Annotated in this window: 22 protein-coding genes and 1 pseudogene; 18 read left to right on the top strand and 5 right to left on the bottom strand. The window is 64.4% G+C overall.

Going from position 1 to position 22,752, the window contains the following annotated elements; all coding sequences use genetic code 11:
- Window positions 1-202 precede the first annotated feature (202 nt).
- The 4 genes from VM99_01615 to VM99_01600 all read left to right on the top strand — a co-directional run bounded on the left by VM99_01615 (window position 203) and on the right by VM99_01600 (window position 3,214).
- Window positions 203-991 (top strand): ABC transporter, encoded by a 789-nt coding sequence (locus VM99_01615; protein ID AKJ96808.1) that lies wholly within the window; start codon window positions 203-205, stop codon window positions 989-991.
- On the top strand, window positions 984-1,211 hold the full coding sequence (locus tag VM99_01610) for a hypothetical protein (protein ID AKJ96807.1): 228 nt from the start codon (window positions 984-986) through the stop codon (window positions 1,209-1,211). The genes VM99_01615 and VM99_01610 overlap by 8 nt, the downstream gene beginning before the upstream one ends.
- Window positions 1,212-1,362: 151 nt before the next feature.
- Window positions 1,363-2,664: an Mn2+/Fe2+ transporter gene (locus VM99_01605; GenBank protein AKJ96806.1), complete on the top strand. Its 1,302-nt coding sequence runs from the start codon at window positions 1,363-1,365 to the stop codon at window positions 2,662-2,664.
- A 70-nt stretch (window positions 2,665-2,734) separates the two neighbouring features.
- Entirely contained in the window at window positions 2,735-3,214 is a 480-nt protein-coding gene (locus tag VM99_01600) for a 3-demethylubiquinone-9 3-methyltransferase (GenBank protein ID AKJ96805.1), read from the top strand.
- Window positions 3,215-3,273: 59 nt separating this feature from the next.
- Here the strand turns inward: VM99_01600 and VM99_01595 are convergent, their stop codons facing one another.
- Entirely contained in the window at window positions 3,274-3,678 is a 405-nt protein-coding gene (locus VM99_01595; protein ID AKJ96804.1) for an endoribonuclease L-PSP, read from the bottom strand.
- Window positions 3,679-3,819: 141 nt separating this feature from the next.
- On the opposite strand from VM99_01595, the gene VM99_01590 reads away from it, so the two are divergent.
- The 3 genes and pseudogenes from VM99_01590 (at window position 3,820) to VM99_01580 (ending at window position 5,727) form a co-directional block, all read left to right on the top strand.
- Window positions 3,820-4,746 (top strand): LysR family transcriptional regulator, encoded by a 927-nt coding sequence (locus VM99_01590; GenBank protein ID AKJ96803.1) that lies wholly within the window; start codon window positions 3,820-3,822, stop codon window positions 4,744-4,746.
- A 39-nt stretch (window positions 4,747-4,785) separates the two neighbouring features.
- The gene (locus VM99_01585) at window positions 4,786-5,529 is read left to right on the top strand and encodes an abortive phage infection protein (GenBank protein AKJ96802.1); all 744 of its coding nucleotides are present in this window, start codon (window positions 4,786-4,788) and stop codon (window positions 5,527-5,529) included.
- 45 nt (window positions 5,530-5,574) lie between these two features.
- Window positions 5,575-5,727: pseudogene (locus tag VM99_01580) on the top strand (aldehyde-activating protein).
- A 4-nt stretch (window positions 5,728-5,731) separates the two neighbouring features.
- On the opposite strand, the gene VM99_01575 reads toward VM99_01580, so the two are convergent.
- The 4 genes from VM99_01575 to VM99_01560 form a co-directional block, all read right to left on the bottom strand.
- Complete coding sequence (locus tag VM99_01575; GenBank protein AKJ96801.1) at window positions 5,732-7,180, bottom strand: aldehyde dehydrogenase; 1,449 nt, start codon at window positions 7,178-7,180, stop codon at window positions 5,732-5,734.
- A 216-nt stretch (window positions 7,181-7,396) separates the two neighbouring features.
- Window positions 7,397-8,581: a sarcosine oxidase subunit beta gene (locus VM99_01570; GenBank protein ID AKJ96800.1), complete on the bottom strand. Its 1,185-nt coding sequence runs from the start codon at window positions 8,579-8,581 to the stop codon at window positions 7,397-7,399.
- Window positions 8,578-8,763, bottom strand: coding sequence for a hypothetical protein (locus VM99_01565; protein AKJ96799.1), 186 nt, complete (start codon window positions 8,761-8,763; stop codon window positions 8,578-8,580). The genes VM99_01570 and VM99_01565 overlap by 4 nt, the downstream gene beginning before the upstream one ends.
- Entirely contained in the window at window positions 8,753-9,889 is a 1,137-nt protein-coding gene (locus VM99_01560; protein ID AKJ96798.1) for an alanine racemase, read from the bottom strand. The genes VM99_01565 and VM99_01560 overlap by 11 nt, the downstream gene beginning before the upstream one ends.
- 94 nt (window positions 9,890-9,983) lie before the next feature.
- On the opposite strand from VM99_01560, the gene VM99_01555 reads away from it, so the two are divergent.
- From VM99_01555 to VM99_01505, 11 genes are all read left to right on the top strand, one after another.
- On the top strand, window positions 9,984-10,868 hold the full coding sequence (locus VM99_01555) for a LysR family transcriptional regulator (GenBank protein AKJ96797.1): 885 nt from the start codon (window positions 9,984-9,986) through the stop codon (window positions 10,866-10,868).
- A 444-nt stretch (window positions 10,869-11,312) separates the two neighbouring features.
- Entirely contained in the window at window positions 11,313-11,981 is a 669-nt protein-coding gene (locus VM99_01550) for a dehalogenase (protein ID AKJ96796.1), read from the top strand.
- A 35-nt stretch (window positions 11,982-12,016) separates the two neighbouring features.
- Complete coding sequence (locus VM99_01545) at window positions 12,017-13,291, top strand: FAD-dependent oxidoreductase (GenBank protein ID AKJ96795.1); 1,275 nt, start codon at window positions 12,017-12,019, stop codon at window positions 13,289-13,291.
- Window positions 13,292-13,376: 85 nt separating this feature from the next.
- Entirely contained in the window at window positions 13,377-15,020 is a 1,644-nt protein-coding gene (locus VM99_01540) for an ABC transporter substrate-binding protein (protein AKJ96794.1), read from the top strand.
- A 45-nt stretch (window positions 15,021-15,065) separates the two neighbouring features.
- Complete coding sequence (locus tag VM99_01535) at window positions 15,066-16,022, top strand: ABC transporter permease (protein AKJ96793.1); 957 nt, start codon at window positions 15,066-15,068, stop codon at window positions 16,020-16,022.
- Window positions 16,019-16,894: a DNA-directed RNA polymerase subunit alpha gene (locus tag VM99_01530; protein ID AKJ96792.1), complete on the top strand. Its 876-nt coding sequence runs from the start codon at window positions 16,019-16,021 to the stop codon at window positions 16,892-16,894. The genes VM99_01535 and VM99_01530 overlap by 4 nt, the downstream gene beginning before the upstream one ends.
- Window position 16,895: 1 nt before the next feature.
- On the top strand, window positions 16,896-18,740 hold the full coding sequence (locus VM99_01525) for an ABC transporter (protein ID AKJ96791.1): 1,845 nt from the start codon (window positions 16,896-16,898) through the stop codon (window positions 18,738-18,740).
- The gene (locus VM99_01520; GenBank protein ID AKJ96790.1) at window positions 18,737-19,045 is read left to right on the top strand and encodes an NAD(FAD)-dependent dehydrogenase; all 309 of its coding nucleotides are present in this window, start codon (window positions 18,737-18,739) and stop codon (window positions 19,043-19,045) included. Before VM99_01525 ends, VM99_01520 begins: the two co-directional genes overlap by 4 nt.
- Window positions 19,042-20,418 (top strand): (2Fe-2S)-binding protein, encoded by a 1,377-nt coding sequence (locus tag VM99_01515; protein ID AKK01665.1) that lies wholly within the window; start codon window positions 19,042-19,044, stop codon window positions 20,416-20,418. Before VM99_01520 ends, VM99_01515 begins: the two co-directional genes overlap by 4 nt.
- Window positions 20,415-21,569 (top strand): sarcosine oxidase subunit beta, encoded by a 1,155-nt coding sequence (locus tag VM99_01510; protein ID AKJ96789.1) that lies wholly within the window; start codon window positions 20,415-20,417, stop codon window positions 21,567-21,569. The genes VM99_01515 and VM99_01510 overlap by 4 nt, the downstream gene beginning before the upstream one ends.
- Window positions 21,566-22,723: an acetylornithine deacetylase gene (locus VM99_01505; protein AKJ96788.1), complete on the top strand. Its 1,158-nt coding sequence runs from the start codon at window positions 21,566-21,568 to the stop codon at window positions 22,721-22,723. Before VM99_01510 ends, VM99_01505 begins: the two co-directional genes overlap by 4 nt.
- Window positions 22,724-22,752 lie beyond the last annotated feature (29 nt).

Below are 22,752 nucleotides of genomic sequence, written 5' to 3'. Positions count from 1 at the left end.
CAGGCGTCGATACTAGGGTCAATCCAGGGCCCGCGTCATATATTTCAATTCGGAAATAAAGTTGCCGCTGGGCAATGTTGCGGAAATCTTCGGGCAAGAAAACGGCGGCAGGATTGCGCCGGTGTCAGTCAGTTTGCCTGCGACCACACTCGCCACGGGCATTCAGGCAGCACTTCCTCAATTCCTTGCGAGACAGCCCCGTATGCCGCTCACCGATCCCGCTTCGTTACGTGTTCGATATTCCCTGGTCCTGGCACTCGCCGCCTTCGCCAGCGGCTGTGCCCAGACGCCGGCGGCCACGCCCGGCCGTTGCGAGCATGCGCGCTATGGCGTCCATGATCCCGCCGAGCCCATCAATCGCGGCATCTTCGCCTTCAACCGGACGGTGGATGACTATGCGCTGGCCCCGGTGGCCCGCGGTTACCGCAAGCTCCCTGGGTTCTTCCAGGCCGGGGTGCACAACTTCGTGGCGAACTTCGGCGAGCCCAAAGTGTTCGTCAACGACCTGCTGCAAGGCAACGGCCAGCGCTCGGTCAACACCCTGGGCCGTTTCGTGATCAACACCACGGCGGGCATCGTCGGCCTGGTCGACGTCTCCGGCAAACTGGGTATCGAACGCCACGAGGCCGATTTCGGCCAGACGTTCGGCGTCTGGAACATCGCGGCGGGGCCGACCGTGGAACTGCCGATACTGGGCACGGCCAACCTGCGGGACGCCACGGGCAAGGTGATCGATTTCATGGTCAGCCCGTTCGGTGACAACAGCAGCACCGTCGACACCCTGGGCACGCTCAACACCGCCGGCGGCATCGTCGATGGACGTGCGCAGGCGTTGCCGCTGACAGACGAACTGCGGACCCGACCGGACTATTACGCGGCCCTGCGAGAGGCCGTGGCACAGCGGCGCGCCGATGTTGTCGCCGAGGGCAAGCTGGGCGCCGTGGTGACCGGTCAATCAACATGCCCGGACGAGGAGAACGCCGATGAGTAGGGGCGCGCTGGTCTTGCATCGACGGATGCGCACGCTTGAGCAGGGGGCCTTGCACTGCCGCGAGGTGGAGCTGCACCTGGCCGAGGATGGGCGCCATGTGGTGCTCAGCCGCTATGTCGAACGGTTCAGCCAGGACCACGCCGGTTGGTGCGCCGTGCACCAGCATCGAGTGGCGTTGGTGGACATGGTGCGCTGGATGGTCGAGAACGGCGAGCGCTGAGGGCGCTGGCTGTCAAATTGCCAGCTTTTCCGGCCGCGGATCAATGAAACATTTCTACATACTTGAGGCTCAAGAATGGTTGTACGATGTCGTATCTAATGTGTTCGACTGTGGCCCGTTTCTCACAAAAAAAATAACGGAGATTCCATCCATGTCGAGCATTCCGTCCGTCGAAGGCAAGGCCGCCGCGCCCGCCCAAGGCCGCTTTGTACGAATACTCAAGCTTCTGGGCCCGGGCATCATCGCGGTCCTTTCCTGGCTCGGCGCCGGCGACCTGATCACCTCTTCGGTGGCCGGTGCGAACTACGGCTACGCGATGATGTGGGTGCTGGCGGTGTCGCTGCTGCTCAGGTACCTGATCGTCAACATCATCGCGCGCTTCCAGCTCTGCAATAACCAGGGCATGACCATCTTGCAGGGGTACGCCCAGCTCAACCCGTTCTTCGCCTGGTTCCTGCTGGTCTACGCGCTGCTCATGGGCCACTTGATGAACGCCTACATGATCAAGGGCGCTGGCGAGTCCCTGGCGATGCTGCTGCGGGTCGACTACCCGTTGCTGTGTTCGGTGGCGGTGGTGCTGGCGGTGTGGCTGCTGGTGGGGCGCAACATCTATTCGATGATCGAAGGGGTGATGAAGGCGCTGCTGGCGATCATGACCCTGGCGTTCATCGCCCTGGCCGTGATGTCCGGACCGGATGTGGTGGGGATCGTCAAAGGCACCATCGGCTTCAGCATTCCTGCGGACGAAGGTGTCCACGGTGCGCTGCTGGTGGCAGTCTCGGTGATTGGCGCGGTGGCCGGCTCGATTGCCAACTTCGTGCATCCATACGTCATGCGCCAGAAGGGCTGGACCGGGCCCGAGCACAAGCGCATCCAGCGCAACGACCTGCTGTTCGCGGTGTTCGTGGGGATTGTCATCAACCTGGCGATCTGGATCGTCGGTGCCGAGATCCTGCGGCCCAACGGCATTGAAGTCAAAACCCTGGGTGACCTGGGCAAGGCGTTGGAAATCTTCTTCGGCCCCATCGGCTGGTATGTGTTCTTCGTCGGCGTATTCGCCACGCTGTTCGCCAGTATTTCCGGCAAGACCACGGCGTTCCCGATGCTCATTACCGATGCCTTCCAGCACGTCCTGCCCAAGCGTCGGGAGCGCTACGGCAAGGAGTTCCACCGTGACCCGATGCACAAGTGGTTCATGCTCTTCATCCTCGTCACACCGTTGATCTGGTCGATGCCCGGCATGCCGGACTTCGTCACCCTGACCATCGGTGTCAGCGCGCTGAACATCGTCGGCCTGCCGGTCATTTCCCTGGGCCTGTTGATCATGTCCAACCAGAAATCGTTGCTGAGCAAGCAATACCGCAACAACCTGTTCGAGAACATCGCACTGCTGTTCGCGACGGGGCTGGCGCTGTGGGTGGCGTTCCAACTGGGGGTCGATCTGTTCACCTGATGGACGATGGGCCCGGCTCGATAGGGGACTGCTAGACTTCACCGTCCAGTCCCTCTCTCGGAGAACGCGGATGAACAACAAGAACACGATCTGTCTCTGGTACGACGGCGCTGCACTGCAAGCGGCCCAGTTCTATGCGCAGACCTTCCCGGACAGCAAGGTGCTGGCCGTGCACCGTGCGCCGGGCGATTTCCCTTCGGGTAAACAAGGCGATGAGTTGACGGTGGAGTTCACGGTGATGGGCATCCCGTGCCTGGGGTTGAACGGAGGGCCTTCGGTCAAGCACGGCATTGCGTTTTCCTTCCAGGTGGCCACTGATGACCAGGCCGAGACTGATCGTCTGTGGCACGCCATTGTGAGCAACGGTGGGCAGGAAAATGCCTGTGGCTGGTGCACGGACAAGTGGGGCATCTCCTGGCAGATCACCCCTCGGGTCCTGAGCGAGGCCGTCACTCACCCGGACCAGGCGATCGCCAAGCGCGCCTTCGACGCCATGATGACGATGACCAAGATCGACATCGCGGCGATCGAGGCGGCCGTCAGGGGTTGATCACGGCTGATCCACCGCCTTCGCGAGCGAGCTTGCTCGCGAAGGCGTCGGCCGAAGACTTACCCCTTGCCACCCTCCGGCAACTTGGCAATCACCTTGATTTCAAACTCAAACCCATACAACCAGGTCACACCGACCGCCGTCAGGGTCGGATGCGGAGCGTTGCCCCAGAATTCGGGCACAACCTCCCAGATGGCCTCGAATTTCGCTTCGGGGTCGACGATGAAAACGGTGACGTCCACCACGTCGTCGAAGGTGCAATCGGCGGCCGCGAGAATCGCTTTCAGGTTGTTGAATGCCTGCCGCACCTGGGCTTGTAGCTCGGGCACCGGCGAACCCTCCTCGGTGCTGCCGACCTGCCCTGACACGAACAGAAACCCGTTGGAACGAATGGCCGGCGAATAGCGATTGCGCTCATAAAGCGCCTGGCGTCCGGCGGGGAAAACAACGTCACGCTGTGTCATGCAGACCTCCATCAATGGGCCGTGAGCGACCCGAAATCAACGATGAAGTCACTCTAGGGACTTGTGCCCAGGCGATAAACGAGCAACCTTGGCGATCACTGTTTGTAAAATCCAAACAATCCGACAAGTGCCGAGGCAGATATGGATCGTTTCGATGCGATGCAGGCGTTCGTGCGGGTGGTGGAGGCGGGCAGCTTCACCAAGGCTGCCGAGACCCTGCACATGAGCAAGACCACCGTGACGCAACTGGTCCAGCAACTGGAGGCGCGCTTGCGGGTCAGGTTGCTCAATCGCACCACGCGCAAGGTCAACGTCACCGCTGACGGCGCGGCCTATTACGAACGGGTGATCCGGCTGCTGGCGGACATGGACGATGCCGAGACCAGCCTCGCCGGTGCGCAGACCTTGCCCCGTGGACGGCTGCGGGTGGACGTGCCGAGTCCGCTCGCTGCCATGATCCTGGTGCCGGCCTTGCCTGCGTTCTATGCGCGGTACCCGGACATCCAGATCGACCTGGGTGTCAGCGACCGGATTGTCGACATGCTCGATGAAAACGTCGATTGCGTGGTGCGTGGCGGCGAGCTGGTGGATCAGTCACTGGTTGCCCGGCGCATCGGCGATCTGGCCCTGGGCATTTTCGCCGCGCCGGGTTACCTGGCGCGTCACGGCCCGCCGGATCATCCGCAGGCGCTGGAAGATTCCCTGCACCGTGTCGTTGGTTTCCTCTGGGCGCGCACGCGCAAACCCATGCCGTATGCGATGCATCGCCGGGGCGAGCGCTTGCAGGTCAAGGGCCGCTACGCGCTGGCCGTCGACGATGGCAACGCCTACCTGGCGGCGGGCCTCGCGGGGCTGGGGGTGCTGTGGCTGCCTCGGTACATGTCCAGGCCATACGAAGCGCAAGGCCAGCTCGTGCCGCTTTTCGAAGACTGGCGCATAGACCCCATGCCGCTCTACCTGGCCTATCCGCCGAACCGCCACCTCAGTGCCAAGTTGCGGGTGTTCATCGAATGGGTCGCGGAGTTGATGGCGTTGCATGCGCCCGTTATCAATCGTCATGATTCGTGACTACTGACCGCTGCATGCATTTCCAAGCAAGGAAGACGGATGATCGCCCAGGCAATTGTGATACTGCTGGACTACGCGTTGTACCTGATACCCGGCCTTGTGCTCTTCGGGCTGTGGTTCGGCTTGACGCCCAAGGCCCTGACGGGAACGCGTATTTTGATTCTGCTGATGGCGTTCGTGCTGATGCGCGACGTGATGACACCGCTGCGCCTGTGGTCGCTCAAGGGTGACTTGCAGATCAGCTTTCTCGCCAACCCGTTCGTGCTGGCCACACTGGGGCTGTCGTCGCTGGGGCTGATCGCACTGAGTGCTCGCTTGTTGCCCGATCTGTGGCAACTGGTGGTGTTGTCCAAGGGGCGTCGATTGACGGGCGTTGCCCTGGGCGTCGGCGTGGGAGGCTTGATCGGCTTGCCGCTGCGGCTTTGTCAAGCGACTGATGCGGCAATGCTGCCAGGCTATTGGGCATGGTTGCCGGGCATGGTGGTGCTGGCCTATGGTGCCAATATGCTGGAAGAAGTGCTGTTTCGCGGTCTCCTTCAGGGCCATCTCGAACAGCATGTCAGCCCCCTGCGAGCGGCGCTGATCAGTGGTGTGGCGTTTGCGGCGTGCCATGGGTTCCTCGCCTTGAGCGTGACGTCGCTTGGCTGGCCAATTCTTCTTTTCACGTTGGTGGAGGGGTTGGCTTGTGGGTGGGTGCGCATGCGCCACGGGGTCGTGGCATCGACCGCGACGCACGGTACCGCGATCTTGCTGATGGCGGTACCGATGGTGGGCAACGGCTGAAGCAAACCAGATGCAAGAGGGGTCGAAGGTGTATCGATACCTTGAATCGAGGTGAACCTGGGCGCCCTGGATGCCCCTGATCAGTTGATGCCGACCTACGAGTGCTGGACCCGGCGGCGCGAGGCCTGGTTGCCGGCGTTCGTGCACATGAAACCGTACGCAGGCGACCGTAAGGGCCCTGGGCGGTCAGAGCCGTAGGCGATCAACCGAAGCCGACAATCGCCTTGGTCTCCAGATACTCCTCGAACCCATGGACGCCATACTCGCGGCCATTGCCCGAGCGCTTGTAGCCACCGAACGGCGCCATCGGATTCCAGGCCGGGTAGTTCAACAGCACCTGGCCTGCGCGGATGCGCGACGCCACGCTGCGCACCTGGTCGAGGTCCTGGCCCTGGACATGGGCCCCGAGGCCGTAGACGGTGTCGTTGGCGATGGCGACGGCTTCGTCCAGCGTGTCGTAGGGGATGATGCACAGCACCGGGCCGAAGATCTCTTCCTGGGCGATGCGCATGGCACTGTCCACCTGGGAGAATACCGTCGGCCGGGCATAGAAACCTTTGTCAAAGCCGGGCACGCGGCCTGGCCCGCCGCACAGCAATTTTGCGCCTTCCTCCAGGCCGAGGGCGATCATGCCTTGCACGCGGTTGAACTGCGCTTCGTTGGCGATGGGGCCGAGGACGGTGGCTTCCGATTGCGGATCGCCAACGATGATCGCGTTGGCGGTCGCGGCCGCGAGGGCTTCGACCTCCGCCAGGCGACTGCGCGGTACGATCATCCGGGTCGGTGCGCTGCAGGACTGGCCGACGTTGCGAAATGCCGACATCACGCCTGGCGGCACGGCCTTGGCCAAGTCCGCGTCCGGCATCAGCAGATTCGGTGATTTGCCGCCCAGTTCCTGGGTGACGCGCTTGACCGTGGGCGCGGCGGCCTGGGCCACCAGCGCGCCGGCGCGGTTCGAACCGGTGATGGAGATCATGTCGATGTCCGGATGTGCCGCCATGGCCGCGCCGACGTCGGCACCGCTGCCGTTCACCAGGTTGAAAACGCCTGGAGGGAGGCCGGCGTCATGCACCAGTTGGGCGAAGAGCAGGGCGCTCAACGGCGACAGTTCGCTGGGTTTGAGGACCACCGTGCAGCCGGCGGCAATCGCCGGGGCGACCTTGGCGGTGATCTGGTACAGCGGCCAGTTCCACGGCGTGATGAGGCCGCAGACGCCAATGGGCTCGCGGTCGATGGCGGTGCCGTTCTCGACCTTGCGAAACGCATAGGTGGCGAGCAGGTCACGGGCCACCCGGACATGTTCGGCCGCCAGCGGCACCTGCATGGCCCGGGCGAAACCGATGGCGGCGCCCATTTCCAGCGAGAGCGTCTGGGCCAATGCCTCCTTGTGTTCAAGGATCAGCTCATGGAGTCTGCCCAGGATCGATGCGCGCGTGGCCACCGGGGTCGCGGCCCACCCCGCAAAGGCCCCACGGGCGGCGGCGACTGCCCGGTCGACGTCCTCGCTGGAACCGCGGGCGACTTCGGCGATTACCGCTTCGGTGGCCGGGTTGACCACCGGTAGCGTGGCCGGGTGGGCCGCAAACGACCAGTCGCCGTTGATGTAAAACTGCCCATGCTTCAGCGGGCTATTCGAAGATCGGGTGGTCATCCAACGGGCTCCCATGGGGCGTAATGCGATGGCCGGCAGCAGATCGCGATGCCGTTTCTCATCAATAAACTATCAAAGCCGTTGCGATGGCTTGTGCCGTTGTTGAGCCTGGCAAAGGATAATCTGCTGTATCTGCCGGGCAGACTGGGCAAAACGTAGCGACGCAGGTTTCATGGCGCAAAAAACCTCGGGTCGTCAGCCGATGGCTTGGGCGGTTCAGACAAGCTTGCCGGTGCTCGCGATGCTGGCCGAGAGCGGCGTGGCGAGGGCCATCGGGTCGGTGAAGCGGCGGATGTCGAACGGGCTGATCAAGGTGCCGGTGCTGCCGGTGCTGATCAACTCGGCCATGACATCGCCGACGCCTGGGCCGAGCTGGAAACCATGCCCGCAGAACCCGAAGGCATAGAACAGCCCCGGCACCCTGCCGCTGGGGCCCATGATCGGCAGCGAGTCGGGGGTATAGCTCTCGATGCCGCTCCACACGCGGATGATGTTGAGGTGGCCGATCCCCGGCAGCAGGCGACTCATCTGGTGCATCTGGTTGAGCAGGCTTTCCGGCCGGAAGTAGGCGCGACGGTTGATCATGTCCGGCTTGCAGCGGTTGCCACCGCCGATGATGAGATTGCCCCGGGGGATCTGCCGGAAGTAGATCACTTCTTCCTTGATCTTGGTGAACACTCCAATCACTGTCGGCAACGCATAGGGCACCGGTTCAGTGACCGACATCTGTGGCCCGTTGGGCTCCAGGGGCACGGCTTCGTCGAACTGTTCGGACAGCCTGGCCCCCCAGGCGCCCGCCGTGATCAGCAACTGCTCGCCGATGAACTGCTGGCCGTCGGTGGTGGTCACGTGGAATTCGCCGTTGACCTTTTGCACGTCGGCCACTTCCGTGCGCTCGCGGACGTGGGCCCCGGCCCGGGTTGCCGCGCGGGCAAAGGCCGGGGCCGCCAGGCGCGGATTGGCGTGACCGTCGTGGGGGGCGTACGAGCCGCCCTTGACCTCGGGGCCGAGGAAGGGAAAGCGCTCGTGCAAGGCTTTGCCGGTGATGATCTGCAAATCCAGCGCCCGGGCCTCGGGGGCGTCGGCGTAGGCCTGCAGCTCGGCGATCTCGTCTTCGCGATAACACACGCGCATGTGGCCGCTGGGAATGAATTCCAGGTCGTCGCCGATCAGTTCGGGTAGCCGTTTCCATAACCCGTAGGAGCGGTTGGACAGCTCCAGTTGGCCAAGGAATCGCCCTTGGCGCCGCACGTTGCCGAAGTTCACCCCACTGGCGTACTGGCCGATCAGGTCGCGTTCCAGCAACGTCACCGAACGCCCGCGCTGGCGCAGGAAAAACGCCGACGCCGAGCCCATGATGCCGCCGCCGATAATCAGTACATCGCTTTTTTGTGGCTTCATGATGTGTGCTCGATGGGCCCATGGGGCGAGGGTGAACAGGTGCCCTCGGGGACACCGGCCAGCGCTTCGATTTCGATGAGGTAACCGAGATGCAGGGCCGGCACCGGGACCACGGCCTGGGGGTAATGCCTACCCGGCGCGGCAGGCTGGGGGGTATGAATCAAGTCGATTTCACCAGCCATGCAGGCGACTCCAGGTCTGGATTTCGCCGCTGGCCTCACAGGCGCTGTACTGAGGAAACTGCGCGCCCGTGGCGCACGCGTGGTTGGGCAGGATGCGCAGGCGGCTGCCGATGGGAAACCGTGTCGTGATGTCCACGTTTTCGGGCCGTTCCAGGGTGATGATGCCGTGCTCCTGATTGGCGCCGGTGAGCCGCGCGCCGTCGATCCAGTCGCCGGCCTCGCTGCACACCTGGCCGTAGCCAAAGTCGCGCCGTTGGCGCTGCGTCCCCCGGTCGCGACTCATGGCCATCCAGCCGGCATCGGTGATGATCCAGCCTTTGTCTTTCTGATGACCGATCACGGTGGTCAGTACGCTCAGGGCCAACTCGTCGGCGGAGCAAACACCGACGTTGTGCATCACCAGGTCGAAGAACACATACACCCCGGCGCGAACTTCGGTGACGCCTTCCAGGTGCTGCGCCGACAAGGCCGTGGGTGTCGAGCCGATGCTGACCTGCGGGCAGGCCAGGCCGGCTTCGCGGATGCGCTGGGCGGCGCTGACACAAGCGTGCCGCTCCTGTTCAGCCAAGGCTTGCAGCGCCTGGGGCGTGTCGAGTTCGTAGCTGGATCCGGCGTGGGTCATCACGCCGCACAGGTGCATGCCGCCGTCGCTGAGTGTCCGCGCGATGTCGACGAGCGATGGGTCCTCGACCCGCAGGCCGGATCGATGGCCGTCGCAATCGATCTCGATCCAGACGGCGAAACGTTCGTCGTGGTGCCCGCCGAAATCAACGACGGCCTGGGCGGCGGCCAGGCTGTCGACCAGGAGGCTCAGCTGGCAGCCCTTGCGCCTGAGGGCCAGGGCCTGGGGCAATTTGCCAGGAGCCATGGCGACCGCATAGAAGATGTCCTGGATGCCGTTGGCGAAACAGTGTTGCGCCTCCTTCAAGGTGGAGACGGTGATCCCGCTGGCGCCGGCCTGGATCTGCGCCTGGACCACGGGCAGGCATTTGCTGGTCTTGATGTGCGGGCGCAGGTGAACGCCCAATGCGTCCATGCGTTGCTGCATGCGTTGGATATTGCGTTGCATTCGCGGCACATCGATGAGCGCAACGGGGGTGTCGAGAGAGGCAAGGGAGGCAGGCATGGGCAGGGCTCGGTGAGGGGAGACAGGGCGACTCTACGCAGCCATCGTGAAGTTATGGTTCAATGCTTCGTCATCTATCATTAAGTTGAATTGAATGATTGCCATCGAAGACCTGCGCATGGCCGTGACGCTGGCGCGTTCCGATTCGTTGAGTGCCGCCGCCAGGGCCCTCAATGTCTCGCCACCGGCGCTATCCATGCGTTTGCGCAAGCTGGAAACGCTGCTCGGCCTGACCTTGGCCAACCGCGACGCCCGGCGCCTGAGCCTGACCGCCGACGGCGAGCGGTTCTCGCGCCAGAGCGCACTGTTGCTGGAGCAGTTGGAGGCGCTGCCCGAGTCGTTCAAGCAACAGGACGATCAGCTGGCCGGCACTCTCAGGCTGGCGGCGCCGTTCGGCTATGGTCGACAACGCATCGCGCCGCTGCTGGCCCGTTTTGCCCGGCTGCATCCGCACCTGTGCCTGCACCTGGATTTGCGCGAGACGCCCTGGCCTGATCGCCATGACAGCGACGCGGTGATACACGTCGGCGCCCTCAGTGACAGCCAGTGGGTGGCCCTGCCCCTGACCCAGAATGACCGATGGCTCTGCGCAAGTCCGGCCTATCTGGAGCAGTACGGTACGCCTGCGTTACCTGAGCAACTGGCCGAGCACCGCTGCATCTGTATTCGGGAAAACGATGAAGACGTCACGCTGTGGCATCTGCGCAACGGGCAGGGGCGCAAGACGTTGCGCATCAAGCCCGCGCTATTGAGCAACGACGGCAGCGTGGCCCGGCGTTGGGCCGAGCAGGGGCTGGGCTTGGTGCTGCGCTCGCAATGGGACGTCAGCAAAGCCATCGCCGAAGGCCGCCTGGTGCGGGTGCTCGCCGATTGGCAATTCGACAGCGCCCCGATCAACCTGCTGGTGCCCTCGCGCAAGCTCCGCAGCGCACGGGTACAGGCCTTGGTGAGCTTCTTCGAGGCTGAATTGAAGGCCTGAGTTCTACAGGCCTGCCGCCTTCGCGAGCAAGCTCGCTTCCACAGTGGTTTGGTGGTGTGCATCCAGTGCAGCAACACCCGATACCTCCTGTGGGCGCGAGCTTGCTCGCGAAAGCGATCGTCCATTCCACACAGCCGTCAGCACTGCCTATTCCAGGCGTAGATTCTGCCGTAAAGCACCCTTTGCAGCGCCGGTTTGCGCACCATAACTGCCCGCAAAGCCTCAGAAACACGGGTGCAGCGCCCACGCCTGGAGCATCCCGCAAAGTCTGCTGAGGGAGCCCCGCAAAACGGTGGTTTGTACCAAGCGGCCAGTATTTTTAACCGTTTTTCCACGGTCTCATGGTGTTGTAATGAAAACGTGATGCAGCGATGCCGCGACGCCTCACGACCCGCAGCAATGTTTGCCACGTCAGGCCCTCAACCATCATCAGGACCCGCACTCATGAGCTTTCTTCGACCCAAGTACATCACCTTCGACTGCTACGGCACGTTGACCAATTTCCAGATGGGCACCATGACCCGCGAGCTGTTTGCCGACCGTGTCAGCGCCGGGCAGATGGACCAGTTCGTCACGGACTTCGCCGCCTATCGCCTGGACCAGGTGATGGGTGACTGGCGGCCCTATGATGAAATCATCAAGACCTCCCTGATGCGGGTCTGCAAGCGTTGGGGCGTCGAGTACCGGGGCGAAGGCCAGCTCTATTACGATGCCGTTCCCACCTGGGGCCCGCACGCCGACGTACCGGCGGGCCTGTCGAAGATCGCCGACAAGATCCCCCTGGTGATTTTCTCCAACGCGATGGACGAGCAGATCATGTCCAACGTCGACAAGCTCGGCGCGCCTTTTCATAAAGTCTTCACCGCCCAGCAGGCCCAGGCCTACAAGCCGCGCCTGGCGGCCTTCGAATTCATGCTCGACAACTTAGGCTGCGGGCCGGAGGACGTGCTGCACGTCTCGTCCAGTTTCCGCTATGACCTGATGCCCGCCCACGACATGAAGATCAGGAACAAAGCCTTCGTCGCCCGTGGCCATGAACAACCAGGCAACGCCATCTACGGCTACCACCAGATCGCCGATATCGGTGGCTTGCCCGGCCTGGTCGGGCTCTGAGGCGCACGCATTCTTCAAGGTCAAAGGGGTTAGACATGGGCAGTGAGTCCTATTGGCTCGATACCGCACCGGCGTTCACCGGTGCCCAGCTCGGCGGGTTGCCGGGGCAGGTCGACGTCGCCATCGTGGGTGGTGGCTTCACCGGCCTGGCGGCGGCCCGCGCCTTGGCCTTGAAGGGCGCCAGCGTGGTAGTGCTGGAGGCCGGCAGAGTGATCGGCGAAGCGTCGGGGCGCAACGGCGGCCATTGCAGCACCGGCGTGGCCCAGGACTACGCCGCACTCACCGCCAGCCTTGGCGCCGATAAGGCGCGTGCCTATTACCAGGCCTACGAAAGCGCGGTGCAAAGCGTCGTTTCACTGGTGGAGCAGGAGGGGATTGCCTGCGACCTCAAGCGCAACGGCAAGCTCAAACTGGCCGCCAAGCCGATGCACTACGAAGGGTTGGCGCGCACTTGCGAGCTGATTCGCAAGGAGGTCGATGCCCAGGTCCAATTGCTGTCTGCGCAAGAGGCCCGGGCGGAGGTCAACTCCAGCCAGTTCCACGGCGGCCTGTTGCAGCGCAACGGCGTGCAGATGCACGTCGGGCGCTTCGGGATCGGCCTGGCCGAGGCGGCGGCGCGTCACGGCGCGCTGATCTTCCAGGGCGTCACGGTCAAGGACTGGAAGGCCAGCGCCGGCGGCTATCGGGTCAACACCAGCAAGGGCACGTTGCACGCCTCGCAGGTCTTGTTGGCGACCGGCGCCAGCCAGCAGGGCGGCTTGGGTTGGTATCGGCGGCGCATTGTCCCGGTGGGCAGCTTCGTGGTGGCTACTGAGGTGTTGCCTGACGCATTGATCGACAGCCTGCTGCCGGCCCGGCGCTCCTATGTCACCAGCCGGATGATCGGCAATTACTTCCGGTTGACGCCGGACAATCGCCTGCTGTTTGGCGGCCGCGCGCGGTTTGCCATGTCCGACAGCGTGTCCGATGCCAAGAGCGGCAAGGTGCTGCAAGCGGCGATGGTGCGGATGTTCCCGCAACTGGCGAACACCCGGATCGATTATTGCTGGGGCGGCCTGGTGGACATGACGTCCGATCGCCTGCCCCGGGCCGGGCAGCATGGCGGGGTGTTCCACTCCATGGGCTACAGCGGCCATGGCGTGCAGATGTCGGTGCACATGGGCCAGGTCATGGCCGAGGTCATGGCCGGCAAGGCCGAGGCCAATCCTTGGCGTGAACTCGATTGGCCGGCCATCCCCGGCCACTTCGGCAAGCCTTGGTTCCTGCCGTTGGTGGGGGCGTACTACCGGCTGCAGGACTACCTGCACTGAGTTTCATGAAGTTGCTTGGCGTTCCATTCACGTTGCGTCAACCGTGCGCAACCGAGCCCTTATCACTTGGAAAGGTAGAACTGACATGACTGACAATAAGAACAGCATCGACAGCCAGTTGATTACCGGCACAGAAAGTCTGCGTGTTTTCGAAGGGCTCAACCGCGGCATGTCGCGTCGCCACGCCTTGCAGATGCTGGGGCTGGCGGGTGTCGCGGCAGCGGGGGCCGGCAGCCTGTTCGGCGCCGCTGGCAAGTTGTTCGCCGATGAACAGGCCAACCCCGGCAAAGGCAAGCCCGGCGGGCGTATCCGCGTCGCGGGCATCTCCAGCTCGACCGCCGATACCCTGGACCCGGCCAAAGGCTCGTCGTCCACCGACTACGTACGTCACTACATGTTCTACAACGGCCTGACCCGTTTCGACAGCCACATGGTGCCGCAACTGGAGCTGGCCGAACGCATCGACACCACCGATGCCACGCTCTGGGTCGTCACCCTGCGCAAGGAAGTGACGTTCCACAACGGCAAGGGGCTGACCGCTGCCGATGTGGTGTATTCGCTGATGCGCCACAAAGACCCGATCACCGGTTCCAAGGTCATGTCGCTGGCGGAGCAGTTCGCCGAGGTCAAGGCCACCGGCACCCACGAGGTGCAGATCCGCCTGAGCGGCCCGAATGCCGAACTGCCGTCGATCCTCGCCGTTTCTCACCTGCTGATCGTCCCGGAGGGCACCAGCGACTTCAACCAGGGCATCGGGACCGGGCCGTACAAGGTCAAGGAATTCAAGCCTGGGGTGCGTTCGATCGGTGTACGCAACACCGGCTACTGGAAACCCGGCCTGCCGTACCTGGACGAGATCGAATTCATCGGCATCGGCGACGAGCCGTCGCGGGTCAACGCGCTGCTGTCGGGCGACGTGCAGATCATCAACGAGGTCAACCCGCGTTCGACCACGCGGATCAAGGACAGCAGCGGCCATCGTGTGGTGGATTCCCCGTCGGGCAACTACACCGACCTGATCATTCGCCAGGACCAGATGCCCGGCCAGAGCGCCGAGTTCACCGAGGCGCTGAAACTGCTGCTGGACCGCGAGCAGGTCAAGTCGGCGATCTTCCGTGGCTTCGCCCGGGTCGGCAACGACCACCCCATCGCCCCCGGCGCACGGTTCTACAACGCCGACCTGCCTCAGCGGGTCTACGACCCGGAGAAGGCCAGGTTCCTGCTCAAGAAGGCCGGCATGGAAAGCATCAGCATGCCGTTGATGTGCTCGCCGGCCGCCACCGGTTCGGTGGACGTGGCCGTGCTGTTGCAGCAATCGGCCAAGGAAGCCGGGCTCAAGCTCAACGTCAACCGCCTGCCGAGCGATGGCTACTGGTCCAACCACTGGGCCAAGCACCCGCTGAGTTTCGGCAACATCAACCCGCGTCCCAACGCCGACATGCTGTTTTCGCAGTTCTTCCAGTCCTTGGCGCCGTGGAACGAGTCCGGTTGGAAGAACCCGCAGTTCGACCAACTGTTGGTGCAGGCCCGGGGGGAAACCGACGAGGCCAAGCGCGGCAAGATGTACGCCGACATGCAGACCCTGGTGCACGACCACAGCGGCATCGGCATTCCGGTGTTCATCAGCAACATCGACGGCGTCGACCAGCGCGTCAAGGGCTATGGCACCAACCCGCTGGGCGGTTTCATGGGTTACATGTTCGCCGAGCAAGTCTGGCTGGACGCCTGATGAGCGTCGGGTATCGGCCGGGTGACCGGGCAGGAGGGCAGGGTGATGAATAGCAGCACACTGTGGCTGATCGGCCGGCGCGCAGGCGCCGCGATCGTGACGCTGTTGATCGTCTCGATGGTGGTGTTCGCCATCACGGCGGTGTTGCCGGGAGACGCGGCGCAACAGGCCCTTGGACAGTTCGCCACGCCGGAGCAGGTCGCGGCGCTGCGGGTGAAGATGGGCCTCGATCAGCCGGGTGTGCTGCGCTACCTGCACTGGTTGACGAGCCTGCTCAGTGGCGACCTCGGCGTGTCGGTCTCCAATGCCGTGCCGGTCACCGAGCTGATGGCAGGCAGGGTGCCCAACACGCTGATGCTGGCGGCCACCACGGCGCTGGTCTCGGTGCCCGTGGCATTGATCCTGGGCATTGGCTCGGCGATGTGGCGTGGTGGCCGCGTCGACGGTTTCATGAGCTTCTTAACCCTGATGATGGTGGCGGTGCCGGAGTTCCTGGTCGCGACCCTGGCGGTGCTGATTTTCGCGGTGAACCTGGGTTGGCTTTCGGCGCTGTCCTACGCCAGTGAAATCACCTCGCCGTGGCAGTTCATGCGCACCTACGCCTTGCCGGTGATGACGCTGTGCTGCGTGATCGTTGCGCAGATGGCGCGCATGACCCGGGCCGCGGTGATCGATCAATTGGACAGCCCCTACGTGGAAATGGCCCGCCTCAAGGGCGTGAGTGCGGTGCGGGTGGTGTTGCGGCATGCCTTGCCCAACGCGATTGGACCGATCGCCAACGCCATCGCCTTGAGCCTCTCCTATCTGCTGGGCGGGGTGGTGATCGTCGAGACGATTTTCAACTACCCCGGCATTGCCAGCCTGATGGTCGATGCGGTGACCAACCGTGACATGGCGCTGGTCCAGGCCTGCACCATGCTGTTCTGCACGGCGTACCTGATGTTGGTGCTGATTGCCGATCTGTGCGCGATCCTTTCCAATCCGAGGCTGAGAAACCAATGAACAATCCCATTGTGAAATCCCCGACGGCGGCGGTCGCACTGGCATTGGGCAAGGACGCTCACGGTTCGTCCTGGCTGGGGCTGATCGGCGCCGTGATGTGCGCGGCCTGGCTGCTGGTGGCGATCTTCGGCCCCTGGCTGGCACCGCACCCGGTGGGCGAAGTGGTCTCTGACAATATCTTCGACAGTTTCAGCGCGGCCTACCCGCTGGGCACCGATTACCTGGGGCGCGACATGCTCAGCCGCATTCTCGTGGGGGCGCGCCTCACGGTGGGCCTGGCGCTGGTAGCGGCGGTCCTGGCCAGTGGGCTCGGCACCAGTTGCGCGCTGCTGTCAGTGGTCTCGCCCAAGTGGCTGGATGAACTGATCAGTCGGCTGATGGACGCCTTCATTTCGATCCCGAGCAAGATGCTGGCGCTGATCATGGTCTCGGCCTTCGGTTCGTCGGTGACGCTGCTGGTGTGCACGGCGGTGCTGAGCTACACGCCGGGCGCGTTTCGCATCGCCCGCAGCATGGCGGTGAATATCGAGGCGCTGGAGTACGTGCAAGTGGCCCGCACCCGGGGCGAGCGGCGGCTGTACGTCGCCTGTGTGGAAATTCTGCCGAACATGCTCAACCCGGTGCTGGCTGACCTGGGGTTGCGCTTTGGCTTCATCGTCCTGCTGCTCAGCGGCATGAGTTTCCTCGGCCTCGGCGTGCAACCGCCGGACGCCGACCTGGGATCGCTGGTGCGCGAGAACATCGGTGGCCTCAACCAGGGCGCACCGGCCATCGTGATCCCGGCGTTGGCCATCGGCACCCTGACCATTGGCGTCAATCTGTTTATCGATCGCCTGTCGTCACGGCGCAATCGACGTTCGGGAGGCCATTGATATGAGTGAATTGATCCGAGTCGACAACCTGCGGGTGGTCGCCAGTGGCGAGCGCGGTGACGTGGAGATCGTCAAGGGCGTGAGCTTCGCCCTGGAAAAAGGCGAGGTGCTGGCCCTGATCGGCGAGTCCGGCTCCGGCAAGACCACCATCGCCCTGGCGCTGCTCGGCTACGCCCGGCGCGGCTGTCGCCTGGCGGGTGGGGTGGTGCAGATCGGCGAGCACGACATGCTCGCATTGAGCGAAAGCGAGTTGCAGGGCTTGCGTGGCAACCGAGTCTCGTACATCGCCCAAAGCGCCGCGGCGGCGTTCAACCCGGCCAAGAGGTTGATCGACCAAGTGGTGGAAGGGGCACTGATCCATGGCCTGGGCAGTCGGGCCACGCTGGAAGCCAAGGCCATGGAGTTGTTTCGCGACCTGGCGTTGCCGAACCCCGAACGCATCGGCCGCCGCTATCCTCATCAAGTGTCCGGCGGGCAATTGCAGCGGGTCATGGCGGCCATGGCGCTGATCAGCGACCCGCTGCTGGTGGTGCTCGACGAGCCGACCACCGCCCTGGACGTGACCACCCAGATCGATGTGTTGCGTGCCTTCAAGCGCGTGGTGCGTGAGCGTGGCGCCACGGCGGTCTACGTGTCCCACGACCTGGCCGTCGTGGCCCAGATGGCCGACCAGATCGTGGTGCTCAACGGCGGGCAGATCTTCGAGCAGAGCGCCACCGCGCCGTTGCTCAAGGGCCCGGCCCACGCCTACACCCGCAGCCTGTTGGCGGCGGCGCGACCGGACACGACCCTGCGCCCGCCGTGCGGCGTGGCGCAAGACACGCCGCTGCTGACCATCCAGGGCTTGACCGCCGGCTACGGCAACAAGGATGCGCGCGGCATGCCGACGATCCGCGTCCTGGAGGACATCGACCTGACGGTGCGCCGGGGCCAGGCCATCGGTGTGATCGGTGAGTCGGGTTCGGGCAAGTCGACCCTGGCGCGGGTGGTGGCGGGGTTGCTGACCCCGGCGGTCGGCGGGCTGGCGTTCGACGGGCACCCCTTGGGTGGCAGCCTGTCCGAGCGCACCGATGAGCAGTTCCGACGGATCCAGATGGTGTTCCAGAACGCCGACACCGCGCTCAATCCGATGCACAGCATCAGCACCATCCTGGGCCGGCCGCTGAAGATGTATTTCGGCCTCAAGGGCGCGGCCCTGCGTGAGCGTATCGGTGAGCTGCTGGACCTGGTACGCCTGCCGCGGGACTTGGCCGAACGCCGCCCCGGCGAGCTTTCCGGCGGGCAGAAACAGCGCGTCAACCTGGCCCGGGCGCTGGCGGCCAAGCCGGACCTGATCCTGTGCGATGAAGTGACCTCGGCCCTCGACACCGTGGTCGGCGCGGCGATCCTCGAACTGCTGCGCGACCTGCGCCAGCAATTGGGGGTTTCCTACCTGTTCATCAGCCATGACATCTCCACGGTGCGGGCGCTGTGCGACGACATCGTGGTGATGTACAGCGGCTACAAGGTCCAGGCCGGTGCGCGGCAAGCCTTCGCCCAGGCGCCGTTCCATCCCTACACCGACCTGTTGATCCATTCGGTGCCAGAAATGCGCCAGGGCTGGCTGGAAAGCTGCGGCGCCACGACTTGCGGCTCGCTGCCCGCCCTGGGGCCGAGGGCCGATGTGCCGGGGTTGTGCACCTTTCTCGAACGTTGCCCGGTGCGGGTCGATGGCGTGTGCAATCGCACCGCGCCACCGCGACGAATCATCGACGGCGGCAGCGAAGTGCTCTGTCATCACGACAGCGGCGAGCTGCTCAAGACCCAACAGGATTCAAACAGCATGATCGTGGGAGCCTACGCATGAACGCGCGTTTTGTGAGGTTGGCCGAACAGGGCCGGCCCGTTGTCCGATTGAAGGTCGATGGCGAACCCATCGAGGCGTTGCAGGGCGACACGCTGATGGTCGCGCTGTTGACCCATGGCCCGGCGCTGCGCCAGTCGGAGTTCGACCCCGGCAGTCGCGCCGGCTTCTGCCTGATGGGCGCCTGCCAGGATTGCTGGGTCTGGACCCGCGGCGGCGAGCGCCTGCGCGCTTGTTCCAATGAAGTGCGCGAAGGACTGGACATCATCACCCGGCAACCGGAGGCGATATGGCCACTGCGCGGATGAACACTCATCGAATTGCCATCGTCGGCGCGGGCCCGGCTGGCGTGCGGTGCGCCGAGACCCTGGTGGCGGCGGGCTTCAGGCCGATCCTGATCGACGAAAATCGTCGCGACGGCGGGCAGATCTATCGCCGCCAGCCCGAAGGCTTCACCCGCAGCTACGCGACGCTGTACGGCACCGAGGCGGACAAGGCCAGGGCCTTACACGACAGCTTCGACCGCCTGCGCCCGCAGATCGACTATCGCCCGGACACCCTGGTCTGGAACCTGACGCCGGGCCAGCTGTGTTGCGTCAGCCAGGGCGTGCATTCGACGGTGGAGTACGACGCCCTGATTCTTTGCACCGGTGCCACCGACCGCTTGATGCCGGTCGAAGGCTGGCAACTGGGCGGCACCTACAGCCTCGGCGGGGCGCAGATCGCGCTCAAGGCCCAGGCCGTTTCCATCGGCCATCGCGTGGTGTTCATGGGCAGCGGGCCGTTGCTGTACCTGGTCGCCAGCCAGTATGTGAAAGCCGGGGCCTCGGTGGCCGCTGTGCTGGACACCTCGCCCCTGGGCCATCGACTCAAGGCCTTGCCCAAGCTCATGGCACGCCCGGGGTTGCTGTTCACCGGGCTGAAACTGCTGGCGCAACTGTATCGGGCGAAGATCCCGGTGCACCTGGGCATTTCTCCCCTCGGCGTGCTCGGCGAGGCCAGCCGTGGCGTCAGCGGCGTGCGGGTGCGCCGCGCAAATGGCGAGACGTTGACCGTGGCATGCGACGCGCTGGCGCTGGGTTACCACCTGCGGCCGGAGACCCAACTGGCCGACCTGGCGGGCTGTCGCCTGCGCTTTGACGAGGCGAGCAGTCAATGGTGGCTGGACACGGACGCCGAGGGCCGGACCTCGGTCAGTGGCGTCTACGCGGCCGGCGATGGGGCGAAGGTCCGCGGTGCCGATGCCGCCGAACATGCCGGTCGCTTGGTCGCCATGGCGCTGCTCCGTGACCTGCAACAGCCGGTGGAGGCGACACTCCTGGCCGATCAGCAGCGTGCGCTCAAGGTCATGGATGCGTTTCGCCTGGGCCTGGCCGAGGCATTCCCCTGGCCTGCCGAACAAGCCGGGGCCTTGCCGGACGAGGCCATCGTCTGTCGCTGCGAAATGATCAGCGCCGGCGAGTTGCGCCGCACCGTCAGCGAGAAGGGCGCCTGCGAAGTGAACCGGGCCAAGGCGTTCAGCCGGGTCGGCATGGGCCGCTGCCAGGGTCGTTACTGTTCCCAGGCCGGGACCGAAGTGATCGCCGCCGCCGCTGGCATCCCGGTGCAGGAGGTGGGGCGCCAACGTGGCCAGGCACCGGTGAAACCGCTTTCGATGCTGACCCGGGAGGTAACCCCATGACGGTGCAACGAGCCGATGTGGTGATTGTCGGCGGCGGCCTGATGGGCTCGGCCACGGCGTTTTTCCTGCGGCAGCGGGGGCAGTCGGTGATCCTGCTGGAGCGTGACCAGGTCGGTCAGTACGCCAGCGGTGTGAACTTCGGCAATGTGCGACGCCAGGGGCGTTTTCTCGGGCAGTTGGAACTGGCGAACCGTTCGTGGGCCTTGTGGAAGCGCCTGCCGGAGTTGATCGACGATGACCTGGAATTCATCGCCAGCGGTCACATGCGCGTGTGTTATCGCGAGGATGAAATTGCCGAGCTCCAAGCCTACGCGGCGGCGCCTGAGGCGGCGCAGCTGGATTTGCAGATCTACCGGGGCGCCGACCTGCACGAGCGCTTCCCGTTTCTGGGCAAGGATGTCAAGGGCGGCTCCTATGCGCCGCACGACGGGCATGCCAACCCCCGCCTGGCGGCACCTGCGTTTGCGCGGGCGGCCCGGCGGCTCGGGGCGCGGATCGAAGAGCGCACCGAGGTGGCCGACGTGCACAAGAGTGGCGACGGGTTTGGCGTGACCACCACCGATGGCCGCCAGTTCAGCGCCGCGCAGTTGCTGATCACCGCCGGTGCCTGGGGCGAGAAGCTCTCGGCGCAATTCGGCGAACCGGTTCCCCTGGAAACCAACGGCCCGCAGATGGCCGTCACCGAACCGGTGCCGTATGCCTTGCCGACGGTGATCGGCGTGTACACCAAAATCCCCGAAGAGGTGATCTACTTCCGCCAGATCCCGCGGGGCAACATCATCATTGGCGGGGGATATCGCAGCAAGCCGGACATGCTCAACCGCCGGGCCTACGTCGAGCCGCGCAGCATCCTCAACCAACTGGAGCAGATGCGGCGCCTGGTGCCGGGCATCGACAACCTCAACATCATCCGGGTGTGGAGCGGTATCGAAGGCTACCTGTCGGATGCTTTGCCGGTGATGGGTCGCAGCGGCAATGTCGACGGTCTGTTCTATGCTTTCGGCTTCAGCGGCCACGGCTTCCAGCTCGGCCCGGGCGTCGGCGACGTCATGGCCGAACTGATCAGCACCGGCAGCACCAGCACTTCCATCGAGCCGTTTTCCATTCGCCGGTTCGCCTCATCCGCCGAGCAACGGAGCAAGGCCTCATGAAACCTCGGGTACTGGCCATCCTCGAACGCCTGCTGGCCTTTGAAACGGTCTCCTCGCAGTCGAACCTCGCCTTGATCGAATATGTGCGCGACCTGTTGCTGAGCAAGGGCATCGATTCACTGATCGTCGAGGATGAAAGCGGCAAGAAAGCCAACCTGTTCGCCAGCACCGGGCCACGGGAGTTGCCGGGGATCCTGTTGTCCGGGCACACCGACGTGGTGCCGGCGGCCGGGCAGGCCTGGACGGTCCCGGCGTTCCAGGCGACGCTGCGGGACGGCCGGATCTACGGCCGTGGCAGCTGCGACATGAAGGGCTTCATCGCCCTGGCCATCGACGCCATGCTCGATGCAGCCGAGCATCCGTTGAGCCGGCCGTTGCAGCTGGCGTTGTCCCACGACGAGGAAATCGGTTGCGTGGGGGTGCGACGCTTGCTCGATGTGCTGCACCTGGCGCCGGTGCGACCGTTCCTGTGTGTGATCGGCGAGCCGACCAACATGCAGTTCGTGCTCGGCCATAAGGGCAAGGGTTCCTACCGCACCTACTGCCGTGGCCTGGAGGCGCATTCGTCGCTGGCGCCGCGCTCGGTGAATGCGATCCACCTGGCCTGCGACTTCATCGCCGCCTTGCGCCAGAGCCAGCAGCGGTTGCAGGCGCACGGAGCGCAGGATGCGGATTACGACGTGCCCTACAGCACCGTGCATGTGGGGCAGATTGTCGGTGGCAAGGCGCTGAACATCGTGCCGAACCTGTGCACCCTGGATTTCGAGGTGCGCAACCTGCCGGCCGATGACCTCGACGGGTTCCTGGAGCAGTTGCGCGAACACGCCGAATTGATCGTCAGGGAGGCCAGGCAGTTGTCCAGCGTGGCGGCCATCGAGATCGAAACCGTGAACGTCTACCCGGGCCTGGACACTCACCCGAGCGTCGAGGCGGTGCGTTTCCTCAAGGCCTTCGCCGCCCCGGACACCGGCACCGCCAAGGTCTCCTTCGGCACCGAGGGCGGCCTGTTCAAGCAACGCCTGGACGTGCCGGTGGTGGTCTGCGGCCCGGGCTCGATCGAACAGGCGCACAAGCCCGATGAGTTCATCGAGATCAGCCAGATGGAAGCGGGCGAGCGATTCCTGGATGGGCTGCTGGGATCGCTCAAGCGCTAGATTTCTGTGGGAGCTTGCTCGCGAAAATG

Source organism: Pseudomonas chlororaphis (assembly GCA_001023535.1).
In the GTDB taxonomy this organism is placed as follows: domain Bacteria; phylum Pseudomonadota; class Gammaproteobacteria; order Pseudomonadales; family Pseudomonadaceae; genus Aquipseudomonas; species Aquipseudomonas chlororaphis_E.
Note: the sequence above shows the minus strand (reverse complement) of the source record. Positions and strands in the feature narration are given on the sequence as shown.